The sequence below is a fragment of the Shewanella morhuae genome, from assembly GCF_900156405.1.
Classification (GTDB): domain Bacteria; phylum Pseudomonadota; class Gammaproteobacteria; order Enterobacterales; family Shewanellaceae; genus Shewanella; species Shewanella morhuae.
In genome coordinates, this window is the sequence record NZ_FTNN01000003.1 from 63,113 (window position 1) to 86,260 (window position 23,148).

General features: G+C 46.6%; 21 protein-coding genes. All 21 read left to right on the forward strand.

Annotated elements, in window-relative coordinates:
* Positions 1-135: 135 nt before the first annotated feature.
* Positions 136-759, forward strand: a complete 624-nt coding sequence (gene gmk / locus BW947_RS04510; protein WP_076497134.1) for a guanylate kinase — start codon at positions 136-138, stop codon at positions 757-759.
* 59 nt (positions 760-818) lie between these two features.
* The gene (gene rpoZ, locus BW947_RS04515; protein WP_076497135.1) at positions 819-1,103 is read left to right on the forward strand and encodes a DNA-directed RNA polymerase subunit omega; all 285 of its coding nucleotides are present in this window, start codon (positions 819-821) and stop codon (positions 1,101-1,103) included.
* 44 nt (positions 1,104-1,147) lie between these two features.
* Positions 1,148-3,253: a bifunctional GTP diphosphokinase/guanosine-3',5'-bis pyrophosphate 3'-pyrophosphohydrolase gene (gene spoT, locus BW947_RS04520; RefSeq protein ID WP_076497136.1), complete on the forward strand. Its 2,106-nt coding sequence runs from the start codon at positions 1,148-1,150 to the stop codon at positions 3,251-3,253.
* A gap of 25 nt (positions 3,254-3,278) precedes the next feature.
* Positions 3,279-3,662 (forward strand): RidA family protein, encoded by a 384-nt coding sequence (locus tag BW947_RS04525; RefSeq protein WP_076497137.1) that lies wholly within the window; start codon positions 3,279-3,281, stop codon positions 3,660-3,662.
* 224 nt (positions 3,663-3,886) lie between these two features.
* On the forward strand, positions 3,887-5,551 hold the full coding sequence (locus tag BW947_RS04530) for an AMP-binding protein (protein ID WP_076497138.1): 1,665 nt from the start codon (positions 3,887-3,889) through the stop codon (positions 5,549-5,551).
* A 182-nt stretch (positions 5,552-5,733) separates the two neighbouring features.
* The gene (locus BW947_RS04535; protein WP_076497139.1) at positions 5,734-6,678 is read left to right on the forward strand and encodes a calcium/sodium antiporter; all 945 of its coding nucleotides are present in this window, start codon (positions 5,734-5,736) and stop codon (positions 6,676-6,678) included.
* Positions 6,679-6,849: 171 nt separating this feature from the next.
* The gene (gene recG, locus BW947_RS04540; RefSeq protein ID WP_076497140.1) at positions 6,850-8,925 is read left to right on the forward strand and encodes an ATP-dependent DNA helicase RecG; all 2,076 of its coding nucleotides are present in this window, start codon (positions 6,850-6,852) and stop codon (positions 8,923-8,925) included.
* Positions 8,926-9,135: 210 nt separating this feature from the next.
* Complete coding sequence (locus BW947_RS04545; RefSeq protein WP_076497141.1) at positions 9,136-10,032, forward strand: DUF3014 domain-containing protein; 897 nt, start codon at positions 9,136-9,138, stop codon at positions 10,030-10,032.
* 342 nt (positions 10,033-10,374) lie between these two features.
* Positions 10,375-11,121 carry a beta-ketoacyl synthase chain length factor gene (locus BW947_RS04550; protein WP_076497142.1) on the forward strand — a complete coding sequence of 249 codons (747 nt, stop codon included), beginning with the start codon at positions 10,375-10,377 and terminating at the stop codon, positions 11,119-11,121.
* Positions 11,114-11,971: a lysophospholipid acyltransferase family protein gene (locus BW947_RS04555; protein ID WP_076497143.1), complete on the forward strand. Its 858-nt coding sequence runs from the start codon at positions 11,114-11,116 to the stop codon at positions 11,969-11,971. The genes BW947_RS04550 and BW947_RS04555 overlap by 8 nt, the downstream gene beginning before the upstream one ends.
* Complete coding sequence (locus tag BW947_RS04560) at positions 11,955-12,209, forward strand: phosphopantetheine-binding protein (RefSeq protein ID WP_076497144.1); 255 nt, start codon at positions 11,955-11,957, stop codon at positions 12,207-12,209. Before BW947_RS04555 ends, BW947_RS04560 begins: the two co-directional genes overlap by 17 nt.
* A gap of 9 nt (positions 12,210-12,218) precedes the next feature.
* Positions 12,219-12,467 carry an acyl carrier protein gene (locus tag BW947_RS04565; RefSeq protein ID WP_076497145.1) on the forward strand — a complete coding sequence of 83 codons (249 nt, stop codon included), beginning with the start codon at positions 12,219-12,221 and terminating at the stop codon, positions 12,465-12,467.
* Positions 12,467-13,015: a COG4648 family protein gene (locus BW947_RS04570; RefSeq protein ID WP_076497146.1), complete on the forward strand. Its 549-nt coding sequence runs from the start codon at positions 12,467-12,469 to the stop codon at positions 13,013-13,015. The genes BW947_RS04565 and BW947_RS04570 overlap by 1 nt, the downstream gene beginning before the upstream one ends.
* Positions 13,012-14,376 carry an AMP-binding protein gene (locus BW947_RS04575; RefSeq protein ID WP_076497147.1) on the forward strand — a complete coding sequence of 455 codons (1,365 nt, stop codon included), beginning with the start codon at positions 13,012-13,014 and terminating at the stop codon, positions 14,374-14,376. The genes BW947_RS04570 and BW947_RS04575 overlap by 4 nt, the downstream gene beginning before the upstream one ends.
* The gene (locus BW947_RS04580) at positions 14,369-14,776 is read left to right on the forward strand and encodes an ApeI family dehydratase (RefSeq protein ID WP_076497148.1); all 408 of its coding nucleotides are present in this window, start codon (positions 14,369-14,371) and stop codon (positions 14,774-14,776) included. Before BW947_RS04575 ends, BW947_RS04580 begins: the two co-directional genes overlap by 8 nt.
* Complete coding sequence (locus BW947_RS04585) at positions 14,770-16,602, forward strand: glycosyltransferase family 2 protein (protein WP_076497149.1); 1,833 nt, start codon at positions 14,770-14,772, stop codon at positions 16,600-16,602. Before BW947_RS04580 ends, BW947_RS04585 begins: the two co-directional genes overlap by 7 nt.
* On the forward strand, positions 16,599-18,173 hold the full coding sequence (locus tag BW947_RS04590; protein WP_076497150.1) for an HAL/PAL/TAL family ammonia-lyase: 1,575 nt from the start codon (positions 16,599-16,601) through the stop codon (positions 18,171-18,173). The genes BW947_RS04585 and BW947_RS04590 overlap by 4 nt, the downstream gene beginning before the upstream one ends.
* Positions 18,170-18,601, forward strand: coding sequence for an acyl-CoA thioesterase (locus BW947_RS04595; RefSeq protein WP_076497151.1), 432 nt, complete (start codon positions 18,170-18,172; stop codon positions 18,599-18,601). Before BW947_RS04590 ends, BW947_RS04595 begins: the two co-directional genes overlap by 4 nt.
* Positions 18,601-19,383, forward strand: a complete 783-nt coding sequence (locus BW947_RS04600; RefSeq protein WP_076497152.1) for an outer membrane lipoprotein carrier protein LolA — start codon at positions 18,601-18,603, stop codon at positions 19,381-19,383. The genes BW947_RS04595 and BW947_RS04600 overlap by 1 nt, the downstream gene beginning before the upstream one ends.
* 2 nt (positions 19,384-19,385) lie before the next feature.
* Positions 19,386-21,833, forward strand: a complete 2,448-nt coding sequence (locus tag BW947_RS04605) for an MMPL family transporter (RefSeq protein WP_076497153.1) — start codon at positions 19,386-19,388, stop codon at positions 21,831-21,833.
* A 23-nt stretch (positions 21,834-21,856) separates the two neighbouring features.
* Positions 21,857-23,146, forward strand: coding sequence for an NAD(P)/FAD-dependent oxidoreductase (locus BW947_RS04610; RefSeq protein ID WP_076497154.1), 1,290 nt, complete (start codon positions 21,857-21,859; stop codon positions 23,144-23,146).
* Positions 23,147-23,148 lie beyond the last annotated feature (2 nt).

Genomic DNA, 23,148 nt, shown 5'->3' on the forward strand with positions numbered 1-23,148 from the left:
ATGCATATAATAATCAAGTAAATCTAAAATTGGCTTAAATTGCCAAGCAACAAACCCTAGTAATTCTGTGGTCAAAATCGCTATAATACTTGGCTTTCAGGGCCCTTTTTGCGTTACCAATTGGATATTTAGCTCATGACCGCACGCGGAAATTTATTTATTGTGTCGGCGCCCAGTGGCGCAGGTAAATCCTCGCTGATTTCGGCCTTGCTTAAAGACAAGCCAGCCGATATGCAGGTTTCAGTATCACACACCACCCGTGCACCACGCCCAGGTGAAGTTGATGGTCAACACTATCACTTCATTAATGTTGAACAATTCAAAGCATTAATTGCTGAGAATGCTTTTTTTGAATGGGCAGAAGTTTTTGGCAATTACTATGGCACCTCGCGCCATGTCATCGAGCATACGCTCAGCCAAGGTATTGATGTCTTCCTCGATATCGACTGGCAAGGGGTGCAGCAAGTTAAAGCGCTAATGGATGATGCGGTGAGTGTGTTTATTCTACCGCCATCGAAAGCCGAGCTTGAACGCCGTCTCACCGGCCGTGGACAAGATAGTGCCGATGTTATTGCCAGCCGCATGGCACAGGCCGTATCAGAAATATCCCATTACCGAGAATACGATTTTATTATCGTCAACGACGATTTTGACACCGCCTTAGCCGATTTGCGTGCGATCATTCGCAGCAAGCGCTTAACAGGTGCTAGTCAGATCCACGCGCAAAATGCTATGCTTCACGATCTGTTGGCAGACTAACCTGTCATAGTGTACAATTTTGCGTCATTTTTTCCCTAGATAAACTGGAGTTTCAACACATGGCTCGCGTAACTGTAGAAGACGCCGTAGAACAAATCGGCAACCGTTTTGATATGATCCTGGTTGCAGCGCGTCGTGCTCGCCAAATCGCCGTGCAGGGTAAAGACCCTATGGTTGAAGAGATGAACGACAAGCCAACGGTTATCGCCCTGCGTGAAATCGAACTAGGTTTAGTCACTGCTCACACCTTAGATGCCGATGAGCGTCAAACGGTACGTGAACGTGAAGCCGCTGAAATTGCAGCGGTTGCAGCTATTGCTGAAGGCCGTTCATTATCGTTATAAGCATAATTGAGTAAATACCTGTTTAGGTAAAGGAGAGCTGCCACTTGTATCTGTTTGAAGGTCTAAAGGAGTCTGCTTCCGGTTACTTAGAACCCGAACAGGTAGAGTTGCTCAAGCAAGCATACCAAATTGCGCGTGATGCCCATGAAGGGCAAATGCGCACGAGTGGCGAACCTTATATTACTCATCCGGTTGCGGTTGCCCGCATCCTTGCTGAGATGCGTCTTGATCATGAGACGCTGATGGCAGCCCTGCTTCACGATACGATAGAAGACACTTATGTCACCAAAGACGATTTAGCCGAACTTTTCGGTGTCGCGGTGGCTGAGCTTGTTGAAGGCGTATCAAAACTCGATAAGCTTAAATTTCGCGACAAGAAAGAAGCTCAGGCTGAAAACTTCCGCAAAATGATGATGGCGATGACGCAGGATATCCGCGTTATCCTCATCAAGCTTGCCGATAGAACCCACAACATGCGTACCTTAGGCGCACTACGTCCCGACAAACGTCGCCGTATTGCCCGTGAAACCTTAGAAATCTATGCGCCCATCGCTAACCGTCTCGGCATCCATAATATCAAGACTGAGTTAGAAGACTTAGGTTTCCAAGCCTATTATCCGATGCGATATCGGGTACTTAAGGAAGTAGTTAAAGCTGCACGCGGTAATCGCAAAGAATTGATCCAAGGCATTGAAGCCGCTATACATACGCGCTTAAACGATGCGGGTATTCCGGGAAAAGTCAAAGGCCGCGAAAAAAACCTCTACTCCATCTATAACAAGATGCAGAGTAAAGAGCTGCAATTCCAAGAGGTGATGGATATCTACGCCTTTAGGGTGATGGTCGATTCTATCGACACCTGTTATCGCGTGCTTGGCGCCATGCACGGACTTTACAAGCCTCGCCCCGGTCGTTTCAAAGATTATATCGCTATCCCTAAAGCCAACGGTTATCAGTCACTCCATACCTCACTATTTGGTCCACACGGCGTGCCCGTAGAGATCCAAATTCGTACCGAAGATATGGACCAAATGGCTGACAAAGGTGTTGCTGCACACTGGGCCTACAAAGGCGGTGCACAAACTGGCCAAGGCACAACAACTCAAGTGCGTGCCCGTAAGTGGATGCAAAGCTTATTGGAATTACAACAAAGCGCCAGCACCTCATTCGAATTCGTTGAAAACGTGAAAACCGAACTCTTCCCCGAAGAGATTTATGTGTTCACCCCTGAAGGCCGTATTCTTGAATTACCCGTTAATGCCACCGCGGTAGACTTTGCCTACGAAGTGCATACAGATGTAGGCAATACCTGTGTCGGTGCCCGCGTTAATCGCCAAGCCTACCCGCTTAGCCAGCCGTTAATTTCAGGCCAAACCGTTGAAATTATTACCGCTAAAGGCGCTCGACCTAATGCTGCCTGGTTAAACTTTGTGGTAACAGGTAAGGCCCGCGCTAAAATCCGTCAAGTGCTTAAGAGCCTTAAGGGTGATGAAGCCATTGCACTCGGTCGCCGCCTGCTTAACCATGCGCTCGGTAAAACTAAGCTCGATAGCATTGCGCCTGAACAGATTGAAAAAGTTATTCGTGATACTAAACACACCTCGCTCGATTCACTATTGGCCGACATTGGTCTTGGCAATGCCATGAGTATTGTTATTGCCCAGCGTTTGATTGGCGATAATCTTGAGAATCAAGAGAGCCGCGATGGCCATATGATGCCAATCCGTGGCGCCGAAGGTATGTTGGTCACCTTTGCCAATTGTTGCCGCCCCATTCCCGGCGACGCGGTTATTGCTCACGTGAGCCCAGGTAAAGGTCTGGTTGTGCATATGGAAAACTGTGCGAATATTCGCGGCTACCAAGGTGAACCTGACAAGTATATTCCCGTGCAATGGGATAATGTCGAAGGTGTCGACTATCAGGCTAATCTGCGGGTTGAAATTGTTAATCACCATGGCGCACTGGCGAAGATTACCTCAATTATTGCTGCTGAAGGTTCGAACATTCATAATCTCAGCACTGAAGAACGTGATGGCCGCGTCTATTTGATTAATCTGCGGATTTCAGTCAAAGATCGGGTCCATTTAGCTAACGTGATGCGCCGTATTAGGGTACTACCCGAAGTCTTGCGCACATCGCGTAATCGTTAATTAACTCAAGAATAGAGAGAGCGTCATGGCAGAAAAAATCATTATCGCAACTGAAAACGCCCCTGCGGCAATTGGCACTTATTCACAGGCGGTTAAAGTTGGCAGTACTGTGTATTTATCTGGCCAAATTCCGCTAGTGCCAAGCACAATGCAAATTGTTAGCGATGATTTTGAAGCACAAGTGGTGCAAGTCTTTGACAACCTAACGGCGGTTTGTACTGCTGCGGGTGGCACCATTAACGATATCGTGAAGTTAAATATCTTCCTGATTGATTTAAGCCACTTTGCAAAAGTGAATGAAATCATGAGCCGTTACTTCAGCCAGCCATACCCTGCGCGCGCAGCTATCGGCGTGAAGCAATTACCAAAAGATTCGCAAGTTGAAATGGATGGCGTGATGGAGCTGTAGCTCATCTTCGCATCAACTCAACAAAAAGGCGCTACGGCGTCTTTTTTATTACCTTACAAAAACCATCTATATCACCTGTTTATTCTTTATTATTATTTCACGTTCAGCTTGTCGACTTTGCGCTCAAACATTAAAATTTACAATTCTGCAAACTATTTGCGCCGCATCACAAAACTCGCCATACTGGGCCAAGCCAAAAAATAATAAAGAACAGGGAATTGCCAATGGATACAGCGATTAAGACGCCAATTGAAATGCTGGCGCACTGGGCAAAAACTCAGGGAGATCAAGTCTATTTACGCCAACCGATCAAGGGGCAATACCTTGATTTCACTTGGGGCGAAGTTCAAGAAAAGGTTCAACAATTAGCGGGCGCTTTACGCCACCTCGGTTTAGAGCACGGCGATAAAGTTGCCGTACTCTCTAAAAATTGTGCTGAATGGTTTATCACTGACCTTGCGTTAATGCTCGGTGGCTACATCAGCGTGCCGATATACCCTACAGCCAATACCGATACGATTCGCTTTGTATTACAGCACAGCGGTGCAAAAGCGATTTTTCTTGGTAAGCTCGATCACTGGGCCGACCAAGAAGCAGGTGTCGGCGGTGAGTTACTGCGCCTTGCGATGCCCTACGAGACAATGCCTGCTCAATATCGATGGGATCAATTACTTAAGCTAGGTTCTCCCTTAATTGATGCGCCGCAGCCCACTCTAGATCAAGTGATGACACTCATCTATACCTCTGGCTCAACGGGTCAACCTAAGGGCGCAATTCAAACCTTCGCTAGCTATGGTTGGACTTGCCAAGCGGTAGTGCGTGATTTACGTACCGACGGTAACGACCGACTTTTATCCTATTTACCCTTAGCGCACATTACCGAACGAGTGGCGATTGAAGGATCCTCTTTCTATTCAGGTAGTGTGGTCGCTTTTGTTGAAGGCCTAGACTCTTTTGTTGCCGACGTACAACGAGCAAAACCGACAGTTTTCTTCTCGGTGCCGCGCTTATGGAGCTTGTTCCAAAAAAATATTATCGACAAAATTGGCGTGGGCAAACTCAACTTGCTGTTAAAAATCCCCTTGATCAGCAGCTTAGTGAAATACAAAATCCATAAAGGCTTAGGGTTAAATCATTGCCGTTTACTGGGTTCTGGCTCGGCGCCCATTCCACCGTCACTGATCCACTGGTATCACAGTATTGGTCTTAATATCTGTGAAGCATGGGGAATGACAGAAAACTGCGCCTATTCCATTATTAATTATCCCTTCGATGCCCGTAAAATTGGCAGCGTTGGCCGCCCTGTTGAGGATTGCTACATCCGCCAAGGCGAAGATGGCGAGTTACTACTAAAAAGCCCCGGCTTAATGACGGCTTATTATCTGCAACCTGAAGCAACAGCGGCAGCATTTGATGCCGACGGGTTTTTCCATACTGGCGATTTATGCTCTATCGATGCCGATGGTTGCGTAACCATTACTGGCCGAGTCAAAGACAACTTTAAAACCGCCAAGGGCAAATATGTTGCGCCGGTACCTATCGAACGTAAATTAGCCCAAGATCCGCATGTGGAGCTTATCTGCGTAATCGGTTCTGGCTTGCCACATCCCGTTGCGTTAGTGCAGTTATCCGAAGGCGCAAATTTACAGGCACGTGAAGAGGTTCGTTCTTCACTTAAGGCAACACTCGATAGTGTCAATCCACACTTAGAGTCCCACGAACATGTCGATGCGATTGTGGTCGTTAACGAGCCTTGGACGATTGAAAACGACGTACTCACACCGACACTTAAAATCAAACGCCATGTGCTTGAAAAAGCCTTTAGCGAGCGAGTAGACGGTGTTCGCGGCGCACAAGTGCGCTGGGAAGATGAGTTACCTAAAAAATAGTTAAACCAAAACAGTGACATGGCTAATATCAACCCGCCATTATGATCGAGCACGCTGACAGCGTGCTTTTTTATGACATAATCTGTCAAAGTGCTAAAAAATCAAGTATCATGCCGCCAGTCGATTAAGGGCCTACAGCCCTTTTACCATCTTACTTAAAACAGGTCTAACAGAGTTATAAAATGCTAATTACGTTATCTATTCTTGGTGGTTTCATTATTTTGACCTTAGGTGCAGAAGCCCTAGTCCGCGGTGCAAGTTCTATTGCACTACGCTTAGGTATTACGCCTCTTATTATAGGGTTAACGATTGTAGCCTTTGGTACTAGCGCACCAGAATTGGCTGTAAGTGTAAAATCAGCGTTGGCCGGCAACAGCGGTATTGCCTTAGGTAATGTCATTGGATCTAACATTGCTAACATAGGTTTGATTTTAGCGATCACAGCGCTTATCCGCCCTATTCAAGTACAATCCCAAGTCGTGAAACGCGATATCCCTTTGATGATATTGGCTTCAATGCTGTTCTGGGGACTCTTGTTAGATGGTGAGCTGAGCCTAATTGATGGCGTAGTATTGCTATCACTGCTGGTAGGTTATTTAGCTTTTAGTTACATCAGTTCAAAAAATAGTAATGAAGAGGAAGAAATTGATGCGGGTCCAAATAACCCATTACTTTCAGTCCTATTTATTGTTGTTGGTATTAGTATGTTGGTCGGCGGTGGTATTTTGTTTGTTAATGGCGCAGTAGACTTAGCTAAAACATTTGGTGTTAGTGAAGTCATTATCGGCCTAACTATCGTGGCAATTGGCACCAGTATGCCTGAATTAGTCACCTCTGTTATTGCGGCACTTAAGGGCCAAAGTGATATCGCCATTGGTAACGTTGTAGGCTCTAACTTATTCAATATTTTGGGTATTTTAGGCGTAACCGCTATTGTTCAACCTGTGTCAGCGCTGGGGTTTCAGTCAATAGATTTTATCGTGATGTTAGCATTTGCAGTCATCATTTTACCTTTTGCTTGGACAGGTTTACGTATCGGCCGCCGCGAAGGCACCGTACTATTACTAGGCTACTTAGGTTACATGGGTTATTTAGTTAACCAAGCTAGCACACAAGCTTTGGTTTAAAAGCAAAGCCAGCAAATAGCGATTAAAAACACCGGAATCATTCCGGTGTTTTGCTCTCTATGCCTTGGCTGCTAAACACCGTTTGATTTCTCCCTTATAACCCTTGAGATTGCCTTACGCTTATTCTCTGTTAATATATGTATAAATTCACAGTGATTGAGTGCTAACGACTTGCAGCAATTGGATCTTGTTCCGATCACCGACCTCAAAGGCGTCGCCAAAAAGGTCGCGGAAAAACTCGCAAAACTCGGCATCACAACAGTACAAGATCTGCTGTTTCATTTACCGCTGCGCTACGAAGATAGAACCCAAATTTATCCGATTGCCGCCTTAAGCCAAGGTGGTTATGGCACCGTAGAAGCACAAATCCAATCGACGCAAATTATTCAAGGCCGCAAACGTATGTTGGTCTGCAATGTGCGCGACGATACGGGCAGCTTAAGCCTGCGCTTTTTTAACTTTTCCGTCGCCCAGCGTAATGCGATGCAAAACGGTTTAATGATCCGCGCCTACGGTGAAGTCCGCCGTGGCAGCCATCAAGCCGAGATAGTGCATCCAGAATATAAAGTGGTACATCCGGGTGAAGATATTCAGCTAAGCGATACACTAACGCCGATTTATCCTACTACAGAAGGCTTAAAACAGGCGAGTTGGCTCAAGCTGACCGAGCAAGCCTTAGCATTATTGGATGATGGTGGCCTAACTGAACTGCTATCACCGCAATTGCAACCGAATAACATCAGCTTAAAGCAAGCGCTGCAAACGCTGCATCGTCCTCCTGCTGGGATATCACAATTTGATTTAGAGTTAGGCCAACACCCCGCCCAGCAGCGACTGGTGCAGGAAGAATTACTCGCCCACAATCTCAGCATGTTACGCCTAAGGCAGCGTAGTAATTTAGACGCTGCGATTACCATGCCCACCACAGGGCAGTTGCTCAATCCCTTCCTCGCTGCTTTACCATTTAAGCCCACAGGCGCCCAGCAAAGAGTGGTGGCCGATATAGGCAAAGATTTAGAAAAACCGCACCCTATGATGCGCTTAGTACAAGGGGATGTTGGTTCAGGTAAAACCTTAGTGGCGGCGATGGCTGCATTGCAAGCAATTGAAAATGGTTACCAAGTGGCTATGATGGCGCCAACAGAGTTATTGGCCGAGCAGCATGCAACTAACTTTGCCGCTTGGTTTGAGCCACTTGGACTTAAAGTCGGTTGGCTGGCGGGTAAGCTCAAGGGCAAAGTTAGAGCACAATCATTAGAAGATATACAATCGGGCGCGGCGCAGATGGTGATTGGTACCCACGCAATATTCCAGCAGCATGTGGTCTTTAACAAACTCGCACTAATTATTATCGATGAGCAGCATAGGTTCGGTGTACACCAACGCTTAGGTCTACGAGAGAAGGGCGTGAGTCAGGGGTTTCATCCGCATCAATTAATTATGACGGCAACACCGATCCCGCGCACGCTGGCAATGACAGCCTACGCGGATCTCGATACCTCTATTATCGATGAACTGCCGCCGGGGCGAACGCCTGTGACTACCGTGGCGATTGCCGATACGCGTCGCAACGAAGTGCTCGAACGGGTGCGCAATGCCGTCATCACCGACAAACGCCAAGCCTATTGGGTGTGTACTCTGATTGAAGAATCCGAAGTGCTCGAATGCCAAGCCGCAGAAGACACCGCCGAAGAACTGCGCCTCGCCTTGCCAGAACTCAATATTGGCCTGGTTCATGGGAGATTAAAAAGTGCTGAAAAACAGCAGATCATGGCCGACTTTAAAGCAGGAATTATCCATTTATTAGTCGCGACGACGGTAATTGAAGTCGGCGTCGACGTACCAAATTCTAGCCTGATGATCATTGAAAACCCTGAACGTTTGGGTTTGGCGCAACTACACCAATTGCGCGGACGAGTCGGGCGAGGCGCCATAGCAAGCCATTGTGTGTTACTCTACAAGGCGCCGCTAAGTCATACTGCAACCCAAAGGCTGAGTGTACTCAGGCAAAGTAATGATGGTTTTATCATAGCGCAAAAAGACTTAGAAATTCGTGGTCCAGGAGAAGTGCTAGGGACTAAACAAACTGGACTCGCCGAGCTTAAAATTGCTGATTTGGTGCGGGATCAAGCGTTAATCCCACACATTCAAAAACTGGCAAATCATGTGATGGCACAGACACCTGAAAAGGTCGATGCAATTATCTTACGTTGGCTCGGCCATAGGCAACATTATGTGCAGGCTTAAGTTTTTAACTTAGGCTTCAAAGATAAGGCCAAAAAAGATAATGTGACTCGAGATTCAAAATAAATTGTTAATGTTCAGCTAAGCGCTATAGACAAGCGCATGAAAACTTGCAGAATAAACCAGTGGTATAAGAATGATACCGCTCTTGCACGTTAATATTAGCGACATGTATTCACCAAGTTACCTTAACACTCAAGCTAAGGATGTAAAATGCAAGTTAATCAAGATGATAGAATAGATCCTAAAGAAACATCTTCAAGCAGTAATCGCTTTGCACTTTTGGCGATAGTGCTCGTTATCCTACTTTCTGTTGGAGGCTATTATTACTACAGTAATGATTCTGGCTCACCCAAACTTATCCCCAATGCGCCGATCGTGTTGCCTGAAACGCCGTCGTCTGAGCCAATGACGCTCGAAAGTGCGCCTGAGCCAGAAACCGAAGAGGTCGCCCCAGCAACAGCAGAAACAGACAACAGTAATACCAATACACCTGTCGTGGCTGAGCCTGAAGTGATAGCTGAGCCAGTACCCGCATTGGCTGAAAGTGATACTTTTGTGCAACAAAAGGCCCTTGCGCTGATTAATAATAATGTGGTCGCATCTTCATTAGTACAACAAGATTTAGCCCGCCAATTTGTCGTATTTGTAGACAATTTAGCTCAAGGCGAATTAACCCGTAAGGTTAGCCCAATCAAAGGTCCAGAAAAACTGTTCACGGTTTCTGAAATCACCAATAAGGTGTATTTGAACCCTGAGGGTTTCCACCGATATGATGCTTACGTTGATTCAATTGCAAAAATGGACGAGCAAAGCTTAATGGCTACTTATAAGCAAATGACGCCCATGCTAGAAGAAGCCTTTAGCGAACTTGGCTACAGCAACGCCAAATTCAACGACAGAATGCTACAAGCTATTAAATTACTACTGGCGGCACCTATTGTTGAAGACCCGATTGAATTAAGCTCAATTAGCGTTAACTATCAATTTGTTGACCCTGACTTAGAAGCATTACCTAGTGCTCAAAAATTACTGATCCGTATGGGGCCAGAAAATACCCGCAAACTCAAAGTCGCATTGCGCAAGTTAGAGAACCAACTCGCGCCGTAGAACTCTTTGTCATAAATTATCGAGTTAACCGTAAAAGGCGCTGCATGCGCCTTTTCTATTTTTATGCTGACTAAATTTTTAAATGTTGTCACCACAGCAAAGATTGTTGAGCAAGATCATTTAGCTGTCGAAAATAGCAACATAGATCTGCAATCCATTAACTCATACGATGCAAATGGCTTCATAAAAATGAAGGTCTTAGTGTAGAATAGCCACCTTGTGGAGCGTTAAAACTCGCGTTTACAGCACGCTTACACCTAACGGTGGTGAGTCACCATCCATGTTCTAACTTATGAGTTAGGGATAACTAAGACAGCTTAAATTAAGTGTCGAGGCAAAGTAGTGCAATTAACATTCAGCATTCTATCTTGGGGCGCATGGGCTCCCCAATATCAGCACCACCAGAGCTGGCGTGATTGGCGTAAAAGCTCGGCTGAATCGACATTGACGATAGGTTCACCAGAACAAGACACCCGCTCCCCTGCTCTAGCACATATCCCTGCTATGCAGCGTCGCCGTTTTAGCCGCTTAACTAAAATGATGTTAGATGTGAGCTTTCAATGCAAGGCGCCACCTAATTGTCGGTCTATTTTTTCCTCGCGTCACGGTGAACTGCCCCGCACTATTGGTTTACTCGAAGACATTATTACCAAACAGCCATTATCTCCCTTAGGATTTAGTCAATCAGTACACAATACGGCTAGCGGTATCTTTGGCATAGTGATGCAAAACACCACCCAATCGACTTCAATAGCGGCAGGAGAAGAAACCTTATCACAAGCGATGGTTGAAGCTTTTGCACAGTTGCACCAATCTCCTGAATCACTGTTATTGGTGTTTGGCGACGATCCTGTGCCGCCGGTATATGATGAGTTTACTCAAGAATTTGAGCTTCCTTTGGCGCTCGGCTTTATACTCGCACCCTTTGATGCCAAAGCATCAGTTAAACTCACAGTAAGCCCATTATGCCGTGATGTATCATCAAAGCTTAATCCATTAACCTATGGCGAATTTATTCACGCCCTAGCGACATCACAAAATATTTCAGGCTGTTTATCTCGTTGGTATTGGCGTTTAGAACATGTCTAATCCAGTGCGTCATCAAGTACATTTAAGGGTAAACGTGGCTGAGAGTTTGCCAGAGCCTCGCCGCACAGGGTTACATTATCTACCACGTTGGTTAGGTGGCGTAAGTTGTTATATTACCTTTGGATTAGGTGGTTTATTCAGCTCGCTAACTATTTTGCCACTATTGCGTTTTTGGCCGGGGACAGCTGAAGCACGGATTATTCGAGTGCAAAAAGCAGTGCATATTATGTTCAAAGGTTTTGTCGCTATGCTCACTTGGGCTGGCGTGATCAAAGTCAGCTGCCATAATGCGCCAACATTGCACGCTGCCAAAGGCATTATTGTTATCGCTAATCATCCCAGCTTAGTTGATGTGGTGGTATTGATTAGCCTAATGCCCAATGCCGGTTGCATCGTCAAACAGGGCTTGTGGCGTAATCCATTTTTACGTGGCGTCTTATCTTGCGCGGGTTATATTCCTAATCGCGGCGCCGAACTCATGCTAGAAGATTGCCGCGAAGTGCTTGCTAGAGGCACTAATTTGATCATTTTTCCAGAGGGTACACGTACGGTTACTGGTCAAACGATTAATAACTTTGCTCGCGGCGCCGCCAATATTGCACTGAGGGTTGAGGCAGATATTTTACCTGTGGTGCTACGTACCAATGTGCGCGGTTTGACAAAGGAACAACCTTGGTATGAAATCCCCAGACAAACCATAGGGATGGCCGTTGAAATCGGTGCAACCGTTTCTTACCAAAAGTACCAAGCGGTTTTAGGTGAACAGGCAAAAATGGCCCGACAATTAACTCGGGATCTTGAACATTATTATAAACAACAACTCGAAAATAATTATGAACTTAAACAATGAAATAAAGCAGTTAATCATCGATTGTCTCGATCTAGAAGATGTTAGCGTCGATGATATTCAAACCGATGCGCCGCTCTTTGGCGAAGGTCTAGGCTTAGATTCAATCGACGCCCTAGAGCTAGGCTTAGCCATCAAGAAAAAGTTTGATATCAAAATCGAAGCGAACTCCGATGCGACTAAAGCCCATTTTAACAGTGTCGCTAGCTTAGCTCGCTTTATCGAATCACAGCGTCCATAGGAGAGGAATATGCAAAATCGTCAACAAATCCTCGCTATGCTAACCACTATTCTAGTGGACGAATTCGAAATTGATGCTGGTGCAATAACGCCAGAAGCCAACCTGTATGAAGAACTCGATCTGGACAGTATCGATGCCGTCGATCTGGTGATTAAATTACAGCAACTGACAGGGAAAAAAATTAAACCTGATGACTTTAAATCAGTGCGCACCATCAACGATGTTGTTAATGCCATCGAAGGTTTAGTAAAAGATTAATGCGCGCCTTGCTACAGGTCTTAACTGCCCTAACCTTACTGGCCTATCCGCTTGCCGTATATTTTGGGCTAAATTATTTACCTGCTGGCACCATAGCCTTAGTGCTGTGTTTATTACTGACAGTGCGCTTAATCATACAAAAGCAAAAGGTTAAGACATTAGTGTTACCACTACTGGTGGGGATAGCGCTCACTGCAGGCAGTTATCTAGCAAAACGCAGCGACTGGCTTTTGTATTACCCTGTGGTTATCAATCTTACTATGTTGGCACTGTTCAGTTACTCGCTGCACAAGGGTCCTTGCATGATAGAGCGCTTAGCACGTTTAAAAGAGCCCGATTTACCGGATGAGGCTATACCTTACCTTAAAAAAGTCACCCTGCTTTGGTGTGGCTTATTTGTGTTAAATGGCACGATGGCGGCGTATACCGCTGGCTTTACTCGCTTAGCAACCTGGACCTTGTATAACGGTTTGATTGCATACGTACTCATGGGACTGCTCCTCGGTGGGGAATGGTTATATCGCAGCTTTTGGTTGAAGAAAACATGACACAGCTACTCAAAAACTGGTTAACCCAAGGGCCTTTTGCCCAGCAATTAATAAGCTTTAATCACCACGACCTCGTCACTGGTGCATTATTTACTAATCAGGTGGCGTATTTTTACGAGCAGCTGCTCGCAGCGCCCGAGAAAAAATGGCTACTCGCCAATGATGCCAGTGATCTGTTTGCCGTGGGGTTGTGTGCGGCGCTGTTAGCCGGCAAAGAAATCATCCTGCCATCCAATACCCAAACGGGCACTCTTAGCGAGTTAACGCACGAGTTTGATGGCATATTGTCTGACAAGCCCTTGTGCGAAAGTCACGCTTTTATTTTGTTGAAAAAAGAGCTGAGCCTGCCCAATAAACCTTGGCCTACAAGTGCAACTATTGGCGAATTAGTACTTTTTACTTCAGGTAGTAGCGGCGAAGCTAAGGCGATTCGTAAAACACTGACACAATTAGATATTGAAGTGTCAGCGCTCGAACATACCTTTGCCGAGCATTTACCCCATTGCAGCGTAATTTCAACGGTTTCACATCAACATATTTATGGTCTGTTATTCAAAATTTTATGGCCATTAGCCGCCAGTCGGCCATTTTTAAGCGAGCAGATTGAATACCCAGAAACCCTAAGTTATTACACTGCTTTACTGCCAAATCTGTGTTTGATCAGTAGTCCTGCCCAACTATCACGCCTACCCAAAGCCTTAGAGCACGAAAAACAACTGCACTCACCCAGCTTAGTGTTTAGCTCAGGCGGCCCATTAAGCTTTACCGCAGCAACAGGCATTAACCAATGCTATGGTCATCTGCCGATTGAAATTTTTGGCAGCACAGAAACTGGCGGCATCGCCTATCGACGCCAGCATGAGGCAGATGAGCCTTGGCAAGTGTTTGACAGAATATTGATAGATCAAGATCTTACCGATGGAGCCTTACTGCTTAAATCACCCTATTTGGCGGATGATGAATGGCTACGCTGCGAAGATAAAATCGAACCAACTGAAAATGGTCAGTTTAGACTCAAAGGCCGACTCGATCGCATTGTTAAGATTGAAGAAAAACGCCTGTCGCTGGCGCAAATGGAAACGCTTATGTGCAGCCATGCCTATGTTGAGCAAACCGCACTGGTGATAGTGCCACAGTTTAAATCCCAACTGGGCGCGGTTATAACACTGTCAGAACTCGGACGTAAGGTGCTACAAGAACAAGGCAAGCTCAGCATTAACAATGCCCTAAAGGCACATTTACTGACTCAATTTGAACGAGTCACACTGCCACGTCGCTGGCGTTATCCCGATATTTTGCCGCTGAATACTCAGGGTAAGCGTGTCACTACCGAGTTAGTCGAGTTATTTAACCATGATTAAATCGAATTTACCGCCAATCCTGCATTCCGATATCGGCATTGATAATATTGAATTACGTCTATTAGTGGCGGCCGACCTTGAGTATTTTAATGGTCATTTCCCCGAGCAAGCCGTATTGCCGGGCGTGACTCAGTTAGATTGGGCGGTGCGTTTAGGCTGTGAGTATTTTGGTTATGCCGAGGCGGTGGCGAACCTCGAAGTGTTGAAATTTCAGCAACTCATTCTGCCAGGCCAAGAAGTCACCTTAAGTATTCACAATAATGCCGCTAAAGGTAAACTCACCTTCGCTTACCGCGATGGCGATAAGCGTTACGCTTCAGGCCGTATTGCCTTTGATAACCAGCCTTTAAACATCGAGCCCTCTCATATCAATAAAAGCAATGGGGCGAGCCAGTGCTAACGCCATCCAGCAACAAAGACCTAACTGTGCCAGCGCCAATCAAGCTTGTCTTGGTGATCCCAAATTACAATCACAACGCCGCTATAGCTCAAACCTTGGCAGAGCTTGCCCCGTTTAATTTGTCCTGTTATTTGATTGATGATGGCAGCAATGACGAAACTCGCTATTTACTACAAGCCTTAGCCCAACAATATGCTTGGGTGACATTGCTGCAACATCCCTACAATCGTGGCAAGGGCGCAGCAGTCATCACAGGTCTACGCCGTGCCTACCGCGATGGTTTTAGCCATGTATTGCAAGTCGATGCCGATGGCCAACATGATTTAAGCGATATTCCGGCGATGATGGCAAAGGCGCAGGCCAAACCCAGTGCATTGATATCAGGTAAGCCAAAATACGATGACTCTGTGCCTAAGGCGCGCTTTTATGGTCGTTATCTCACCCATTTTTGGGTATGGATAGAAACCTTAAGCTTTGATATTCAAGATTCTATGTGTGGCTTTCGTATTTATCCGCTCGCCGCCACTGAACATTTACTACGCCAACACGCATTAACGGAACGTATGGATTTTGATATCGAAATCCTCGTAAAACTTTATTGGCAAGGCGTAGAGATTTTATTCCAACCGACTAAAGTGATCTATCCCGCAGGCGGAGTCAGCCATTTTAAAGCTGTGGCCGATAATGTCCGCATCACAAAACTGCACACTAAGCTGTTTTTTGGCATGTTAAAACGCCTGCCTTGGTTGCTAAAACGCAAGCTACTGCAACAAGCTGCACCCATTCCCAATGCAATATTAGACACAAAAGCGACTTCGGCACATTGGTCTGATTTAAAAGAGCGCGGCAGTTATTGGGGCATAAAACTGTTAGTGCAAAGCTATCGAATTGGCGGCCATTGGTTATGCCGCGCTATTATGTATCCGGTGATTTGTTATTTCTTTCTCACCGGAAAAGTTACCCGCGAAGCATCATTAAACTTTCTCCGTCGTGTACAACAACTTGAGCCGCAGCAGCCAAAACTTAATAACCCCGTAGATTGGCGCGATAGCTTGAATCACTTTTTAGCCTTTGGGAATGCAGCGCTCGATAGAATTGATGCTTGGTGCGATCGGATCCAATTAAATCAAGTCGATTTCCCAGACCGCCAACTCCTGGTCGACCAGCTCGAAAGTGGTAAAGGCGCCGTGTTATTGGTGTCTCATCTGGGTAATTTAGAGCTTTGCCGCGCGATCTCCATCCACCAGCGCAAGGTCAAAGTGAATGTGATGGTATTAACCAGCCATGCAGAAAACTTTAATAAGGTACTCAAACAGTTAAATCCAGATAGTACGCTCAATCTTATCCAAGTGACCGAGCTTAACCCCGCGACATCTATGTTATTGCAACAAAAAGTAGAAGACGGCGAGTTAGTCGTGATCGCGGGCGACAGAACCTCATCGAACACACAAAATCGCATCATATACGCACCGTTTATGGGTCAAGATGCGGCATTTCCACAGGGGCCATTTATTTTGGCTGGCTTACTTGATTGCCCAGTGTTTTTGATGTTTTGTCTGCGGGAACGAGGGCGTTATCGGGTACATTTAGAACACTTCGCCCAGACGCTCAAAGGCCCAAGAGCGGGCAGGATGGACAGGTTACAGCAGGCCGTTAATCGCTATAGCGAGCGTTTAGAATATTTCGCCCGACGCGAACCGCTACAATGGTTTAATTTTTTCGATTTTTGGCGAAAAGACAGCGAACCGCAACACACTAGCAATCATTCAATCCAAGTAGAAGCATCAGCGCAAACTCACAAGACCGACAGGACGCAGCATCCATGAGTCACACCAAAACAGCCGACTCAAAGAGTCAATCAGACCTACAGACTGTTGAATTTGGCCGTCAATTTATCACCTTAGAACAAGTGGTTGCCGTTGCCAAAGGCGCGCCAGTCAAGCTCTGTGACGATGCGGATTATCAAGAGTATATTCAAAAAGGTGCGCGCTTTATCGACAGTCTGCTGCACGAAGAAGGTGTGGTTTATGGCGTTACTACAGGCTACGGCGACTCTTGCACTGTCAATGTGAGCTTAGATTTAGTCCACGAATTACCGTTACATTTAACCCGTTTCCATGGCTGCGGATTAGGTGAAACCTTAAGCATAATGCAGGCTCGCGCCGTAATGGCGTGCCGCTTAAACTCCTTAGCCATTGGTAAATCGGGCGTCACCTATGAGCTATTAAAGCGTATCGAAACCTTGCTCAATCTTAATATTGTACCAGTGATCCCAGAGGAAGGCTCCGTTGGTGCCAGCGGTGATTTAACGCCGTTGTCGTATCTGGCCGCCGTGTTAGTCGGTGAGCGTGAGGTGATGTATCAAGGTCAGCGCCAAGCGACTCAAGATGTGTATGCCAAACTCAATATTACCCCGCACGTACTGCGACCCAAAGAAGGTTTAGCCTTGATGAACGGCACTGCGGTGATGACGGCATTGGCCTGCTTAGCCTTTGATCGCGCCCAATATCTGGCCCGTTTAGCGAGCCGCATTACCGCAATGGCTTCGTTAACGTTAAAAGGCAACTCGAACCATTTTGATGAAATCTTATTTGCCGCTAAACCGCATCCGGGGCAAAACCAAATCGCCACTTGGATACGGGAAGATTTGAATCACCACCAACATCCGCGTAATTCTGACAGACTACAAGATAGGTATTCGATTCGCTGCGCGCCGCATATTATCGGCGTGCTGCAGGATGCTCTACCGTTTATGCGCCAATTTATTGAAACCGAAGTCAACAGCGCCAACGACAACCCGATTGTTGACGGCGAAGGTGAGCATATTCTCCACGGCGGTCATTTTTACGGTGGCCATATCGCCTTTGCGATGGACTCACTGAAAAATACGGTGGCCAACTTGGCCGATCTTATCGATCGCCAAGTGGCATTGGTGATGGATCCTAAGTTTAACAACGGTCTACCCGCTAATTTATCTGGTTCAACCGGCCCACGCAGCGCGATTAATCATGGTTTTAAAGCCGTGCAAATTGGCGTATCGGCGTGGACAGCAGAAGCGCTAAAACACACTATGCCCGCTAGCGTGTTCTCACGCTCAACCGAATGCCACAACCAAGACAAGGTGAGTATGGGCACTATCGCCGCCCGCGACTGTATGCGCGTATTGCAATTAACTGAGCAAGTCGCCGCTGCTGCTTTGCTCGCCATGACTCAAGGCATTGGCCTGCGTATCGCGCAAAATGAGTTAGATGAAGCTTCACTCACGCCATCACTGGCGAAAACCATCGTCCAAGTGCGCGAGGATTTTGAGACCTTAATTGAAGATAGGCCGCTCGAAGCCGTGCTACGCCAAACCATAGCTAAAATCCAAGCGGGAGAATGGGAAGTATGCCGATGAAATCACTACTCAGTGTCGACATAGAAATACAAATCCCCTTCCACGATGTGGATTCCATGGGGATCACTTGGCATGGCAATTATCTGCGCTATTTTGAAATTGCTCGCTGCAAACTGCTCGATGAGTTGGGCTACAACTACCGCCAAATGCAAGCATCTAACTATGCGTGGCCGATTATTGATTTGCAGATTAAATACGTCAAAGCCAGCACCTTCGAGCAAAAAGTCACCGTACACGCCGAGTTAGTCGAGTGGGAAAACCGCTTAAAAATCAATTATCAAATTCGCGATATTGAAACAGGGGCGCGCATTACTAAGGGTTATACGATCCAAGCGGCGGTCGATATGGCTACCCAAGAATTGTGCTTTGTTACCCCTGATGTGTTCCGTGACAAAATAGCCACTCTGCTCGCGAAGGTTGAAGACTAATGAACGCCACGCTAACACTTATCAAGCTTGGTTTTATCCTGTGTTTAACTAGCGTTTTGCTATCAGCACAGGTCAAAGCCGATACGTCGATAACCGTGGCTTCTGCCAGTAATTATCAAGCGCTTTTCAGCCAAAACGCAGATAAAACCCAACTTATCGCCCTGAGTAAAAAGCTCAACTTGGGCGAAACAGTGCGAGGTCATTTTGTGCAATCTCGGCAGTTAAAGGTGCTTAAAAAGCCGTTAATCAGCCAAGGGCAGTTTATCTTTGATCAAACCCAAGGGCTTATTTGGCAACAGATAACGCCTTTTGAGTCGCTACTGATTTTAAAAGATAAACAACTTATTCAGCGTGACAGCCAAGGTCGAGTACAAATCAGCAAGGCCGATACTTCGCCGAGCGCTGCCGCGATGGGCGATTTATTACCCAGCCTAGTGCGCGCTATGCTCGGCGGTGATATTTCTGGTTTAAGCGAAAACTTCGAGCTGCACTTTTTAGGCACTGAAAGGTTAAATACAGCAAGCTTAAGCCCAGAGAGGTTAAGCACAAATGGCCAATGGCAATTAGGCTTAACCCCCAAAGATCCCTTAATGAAAAAAGCCGTCGCCAATATGGTGTTAGAGGGTAGCGATGTGTTGCAATCTTTAGTGTTGTTAAGCGCTGTGCCCAGTGTGAGCGTGCAGGATATCACCCGTATCGACTTTAGTGAGCTCACTCAAGGCACACTCAGTGAGGCTGAATTGGCGCAGTATTCGTTGGCTTTCGATACCAGTAAACCTTAGCCATGGCCTCTAATTTCGCTACGCGCGCGAATCAAGCGCTAATGCAATCTTCCCCTAAATGGCGTCTGGCTATTTGGCTGCTGTTAATGTTGTCGGCCAGTTTATGGTCACTACAACTTTGGCAAAATGGCGCACGTATACAAAGCGATATTCTGGCGATGTTGCCACATTTACAGCAGGACAAACTTACTGAACGCGCCCTTAACCAAGTTGAGGCCACGCTCGCCGATCAAGTCTATATTGCGCTCATTACCAAAGACGAAACCACAGCCATAGCCGCCGCGAAGCTAATGATGCAACAACTAGCAGCTGACAGCCTTGGAGCTGATAATAACGGCGCGCTAACCGATATCCGCAGCGCCGATATGCAGCTCGGTGAAGCGCTAGGACAATATTATTTCCCCTACAGATTTAAATTACTGACAGCGCCGCAAGCGAAAGCGTTAACAACGCAAAATATGGGCAGTCTGATTGAGGCGGCTACTGCGCAGCTTTACAACGCCTTTGGTTATGCCAATAGCAACTTGCTTGCCCAAGATCCACTATTGTTATTCCCCGCCAACTTACTCGCCCTCGCACCGAGTTCAACAGTCAGAGCCAGTCAAGGGATACTGCTGGCTAACCAAGGCGATAAGGTTGCTGCGGTTGTTATAGCAAAGGGGCGAGAAAGCGCCTTTAATCCCAATGCACAATTAGCGCAGATAACGCAATTAAATCAAGCCTTAGACTCAGTAAAACAACGCTATCCCGATGTCACAATGCTAAAAGCCGGTGCCCTGTTTCACGCTCTTGCGGCAACGCAAACCGCTAAGAGTGAAATATCGATTCTTGGTCTTGTATCCTTACTTGGGGTGATAGCCTTGGTCTGGTTGGCGTTTCGCTCTGTGATGCCACTGTTATTAGCAATCGTCACTATTTCCAGCGGGCTATTATTGGCGGTGACTTTTACCTTAAGCGTTTTTGGCGAACTGCATTTACTTACCTTAGTGTTTGGCACTAGTTTGATTGGCATCGCCATCGATTACAGTTTTCATTTTTACTGCGAACGCTTAAGCGATACCGAGCGTAGCGCACAAGCTACCGTGGCGTACATTTTTCCGACGGTGACACTCGCCTTTGTCACCAGTGCTTTGGCTTACGTCGGCATAGGTTTAGCGCCGTTTCCCGGTATGCAGCAAGTTGCGACCTTCTGCGCTGCGGGTTTACTTGGCGCCTACTTAACTTTAATTTTCGCCTATCCGCTATTAGCGGGGAGTCGCTTGCCTACAGGCTCCCGCCCGTTAGCTATCGCGGGGAAGTATCTTGCTAGTCTCACTGCGTTATCTAAAAGATTGACCACGCCTTTAGGCGTAGGTTGTTTTGTTTTAGCCATATTAGTTTGCTGCGTGGCAGGGTTAACTCAACTTAACGTCGATGACGATATTCGCCATTTACAGCAAAGCCCTACGAACGTGACAGAGCCTGAAAACCAGCTGCGAACGTTACTCAGTGGCGGTACTGACAATCAATTTTTATTGGTGCGCGCACCGAGCGAAGAAGCACTGCTACAACAGCTTGAGCGAGTATCACCCATGCTTGATGACGCTATTGCTAAGCAAGAGTTAGGCAACTATGTCAGCCTGAGTCGGTATCTGCCCAGCCATCAAAAACAAGATATTGATTACCAATTGCAAGCTCAGCTTTATCAAACTCAATTAGACACTGTGCTAGCAAGCCTAGGGCTAGATGAAAGTCTAAAACCAACGCTACAAGCCGCCTATTTAGCCGCGAAAAACCAGTACATCACGCCTGCTGGATTCTTTAAGTTAGAGGCAGGCAAGCAACTCGCGCCATTGTGGCTCGCGCCACATGAGGCCAGCATTCCAAATGGCGATAGCGCGACAAGTGACTCTGGTATGGCAAATAACTATGGTGCCATTGTCTTACTTGGCGGCATCAGCAATATCGATGCCCTCAAGGCGCGTTTTACCTCAACTACAAACGTACAGATTATCGATAAAGTGGCCGATATTTCTGCGGTTATGGGCCACTACCGACTATTAACGCTAAAGTTATTAGCCCTCGCACTGGTAATAGCACTATTACTGTTTAGCCTGAATTTCGGTTTTAAAAAAGCGACTGTCGTAGTCGCTGTTCCGGCCCTTGCCGCTCTGCTGACGCTAGCAACCTTAGGCTTAACCGGCTCGCCACTGAGTCTGTTCCATGCACTGGCACTCATTTTAGTTTTTGGAATTGGGGTAGACTACAGCCTGTTTTTTGCCTCGGCCAAAAGCCATGGTAACGCGGTGATGATGGCAGTATTTATGTCGGCCTGCTCGACCTTGCTGGCCTTTGGCTTACTCGCTTTTAGCCAGACACAAGCAATTCATTATTTTGGCTTAACGCTGTCGCTGGGTATCGGTTTTACCTTCTTACTTTCGCCACTGATTTTGACGACTCAAAAATCCTGATATCGACAAGGAACGTACTTTATATGTCCACATCTACACACGTTTTATCGACTATGCCAAATTCAATTACGGTTGATGTGGCCATTATCGGCGCAGGGCCTTCAGGCGCTATCGCGGCCAGTTTACTGCATCAGCAGGGCAAACGTGTACTGGTCATCGAGAAGCAATATTTTCCGCGTTTCTCTATCGGCGAAAGTTTACTGCCCTGTTGCATGCAGTTTATTGAAGAAGCTGGCATGTTAGAGGCGCTTAATGCGGCGGGATTCCAGCATAAAAATGGCGCTGCATTTCGGCGCAATGGCACTTATACCACCTTCGACTTTACCGATAAATTTACCCCAGGGCCAGGCACCACATTCCAAGTACAGCGTGCTAGTTTTGATAAACTGTTAGCCGATACCGCCCAAAGCCAAGGTGTCGAAATCCGCTACGGCGAAACGGTCGAGGCGATCGATTTAACCGAGAACCCACGCTTAACGGTACGTAATGAGACAGGCGAACTGTATCAAATCGATGCCAAATTTGTGCTTGATGCCAGTGGTTTTGGTCGCGTATTGCCGCGCTTGCTCGATTTAGAAAGCCCTTCCTGCTTACCCTCACGCAGCGCCATCTTCACCCATGTGGAAGATAACATCAGCGATCCTAGTTTTGATCGTAATAAAATTTTGATCAGTGTCCACCCAGAGCATAAAGACATTTGGTATTGGCTGATTCCCTTTAGCCATGGCCGCTGCTCACTTGGCGTGGTTGCTAGACCCGAATTACTTGCGCATCTTGAGGGTACACTTGAGCAACAATTGCTACAGATGATCAGTGAAGAACCCACATTAAAAGTGTTGCTCGCCAATGCTAAAGTGGTGCAAGAATGCGCCACTTTAAAAGGGTATTCTGCTAATGTGTCGCGCCTTGCTACCGATAAGTTTGCCCTGCTCGGCAATGCGGGCGAGTTTCTCGACCCAGTGTTTTCCTCTGGGGTGACTATCGCCATGCAGTCAGCATCGATGGCGGCAAAATGCCTGACAAAACAGCTCAATGGTGAAACGGTTGACTGGCAAGCCGATTACTCAGCCCCTTTAATGCAGGGCGTGAATACCTTCCGTACTTATGTGCAAGCTTGGTATGATGGCCGTTTTCAGGAAGTGATTTTCTATGAAAATCCAAACCATAGAATCAAACAAATGATCAGCTCGATTCTAGCGGGCTACGCTTGGGATACGAATAATCCCTTTGTCAAAGACTCAGAGAGACGCCTGAATATGGTCGTGGAACTGTGTAAAAATAATACGCCTATCCCAGAGCTCGAAGAGGGGTAACG

Excerpts from the sequence above, each read along its gene's own strand:
- gmk (WP_076497134.1), top strand. The coding sequence starts at position 136 with ATGACCGCACGCGGAAATTTATTTATTGTGTCGGCGCCCAGTGGCGCA.
- rpoZ (WP_076497135.1), top strand. The coding sequence starts at position 819 with ATGGCTCGCGTAACTGTAGAAGACGCCGTAGAACAAATCGGCAACCGT.
- BW947_RS04525 (WP_076497137.1), top strand. The coding sequence starts at position 3,279 with ATGGCAGAAAAAATCATTATCGCAACTGAAAACGCCCCTGCGGCAATT.
- BW947_RS04530 (WP_076497138.1), top strand. The coding sequence starts at position 3,887 with ATGGATACAGCGATTAAGACGCCAATTGAAATGCTGGCGCACTGGGCA.
- BW947_RS04535 (WP_076497139.1), top strand. The coding sequence starts at position 5,734 with ATGCTAATTACGTTATCTATTCTTGGTGGTTTCATTATTTTGACCTTA.
- BW947_RS04545 (WP_076497141.1), top strand. The coding sequence starts at position 9,136 with ATGCAAGTTAATCAAGATGATAGAATAGATCCTAAAGAAACATCTTCA.
- BW947_RS04555 (WP_076497143.1), top strand. The coding sequence starts at position 11,114 with ATGTCTAATCCAGTGCGTCATCAAGTACATTTAAGGGTAAACGTGGCT.
- BW947_RS04560 (WP_076497144.1), top strand. The coding sequence starts at position 11,955 with ATGAACTTAAACAATGAAATAAAGCAGTTAATCATCGATTGTCTCGAT.
- BW947_RS04565 (WP_076497145.1), top strand. The coding sequence starts at position 12,219 with ATGCAAAATCGTCAACAAATCCTCGCTATGCTAACCACTATTCTAGTG.
- BW947_RS04570 (WP_076497146.1), top strand. The coding sequence starts at position 12,467 with ATGCGCGCCTTGCTACAGGTCTTAACTGCCCTAACCTTACTGGCCTAT.
- BW947_RS04575 (WP_076497147.1), top strand. The coding sequence starts at position 13,012 with ATGACACAGCTACTCAAAAACTGGTTAACCCAAGGGCCTTTTGCCCAG.
- BW947_RS04580 (WP_076497148.1), top strand. The coding sequence starts at position 14,369 with ATGATTAAATCGAATTTACCGCCAATCCTGCATTCCGATATCGGCATT.
- BW947_RS04590 (WP_076497150.1), top strand. The coding sequence starts at position 16,599 with ATGAGTCACACCAAAACAGCCGACTCAAAGAGTCAATCAGACCTACAG.
- BW947_RS04595 (WP_076497151.1), top strand. The coding sequence starts at position 18,170 with ATGAAATCACTACTCAGTGTCGACATAGAAATACAAATCCCCTTCCAC.
- BW947_RS04600 (WP_076497152.1), top strand. The coding sequence starts at position 18,601 with ATGAACGCCACGCTAACACTTATCAAGCTTGGTTTTATCCTGTGTTTA.
- BW947_RS04605 (WP_076497153.1), top strand. The coding sequence starts at position 19,386 with ATGGCCTCTAATTTCGCTACGCGCGCGAATCAAGCGCTAATGCAATCT.
- BW947_RS04610 (WP_076497154.1), top strand. The coding sequence starts at position 21,857 with ATGTCCACATCTACACACGTTTTATCGACTATGCCAAATTCAATTACG.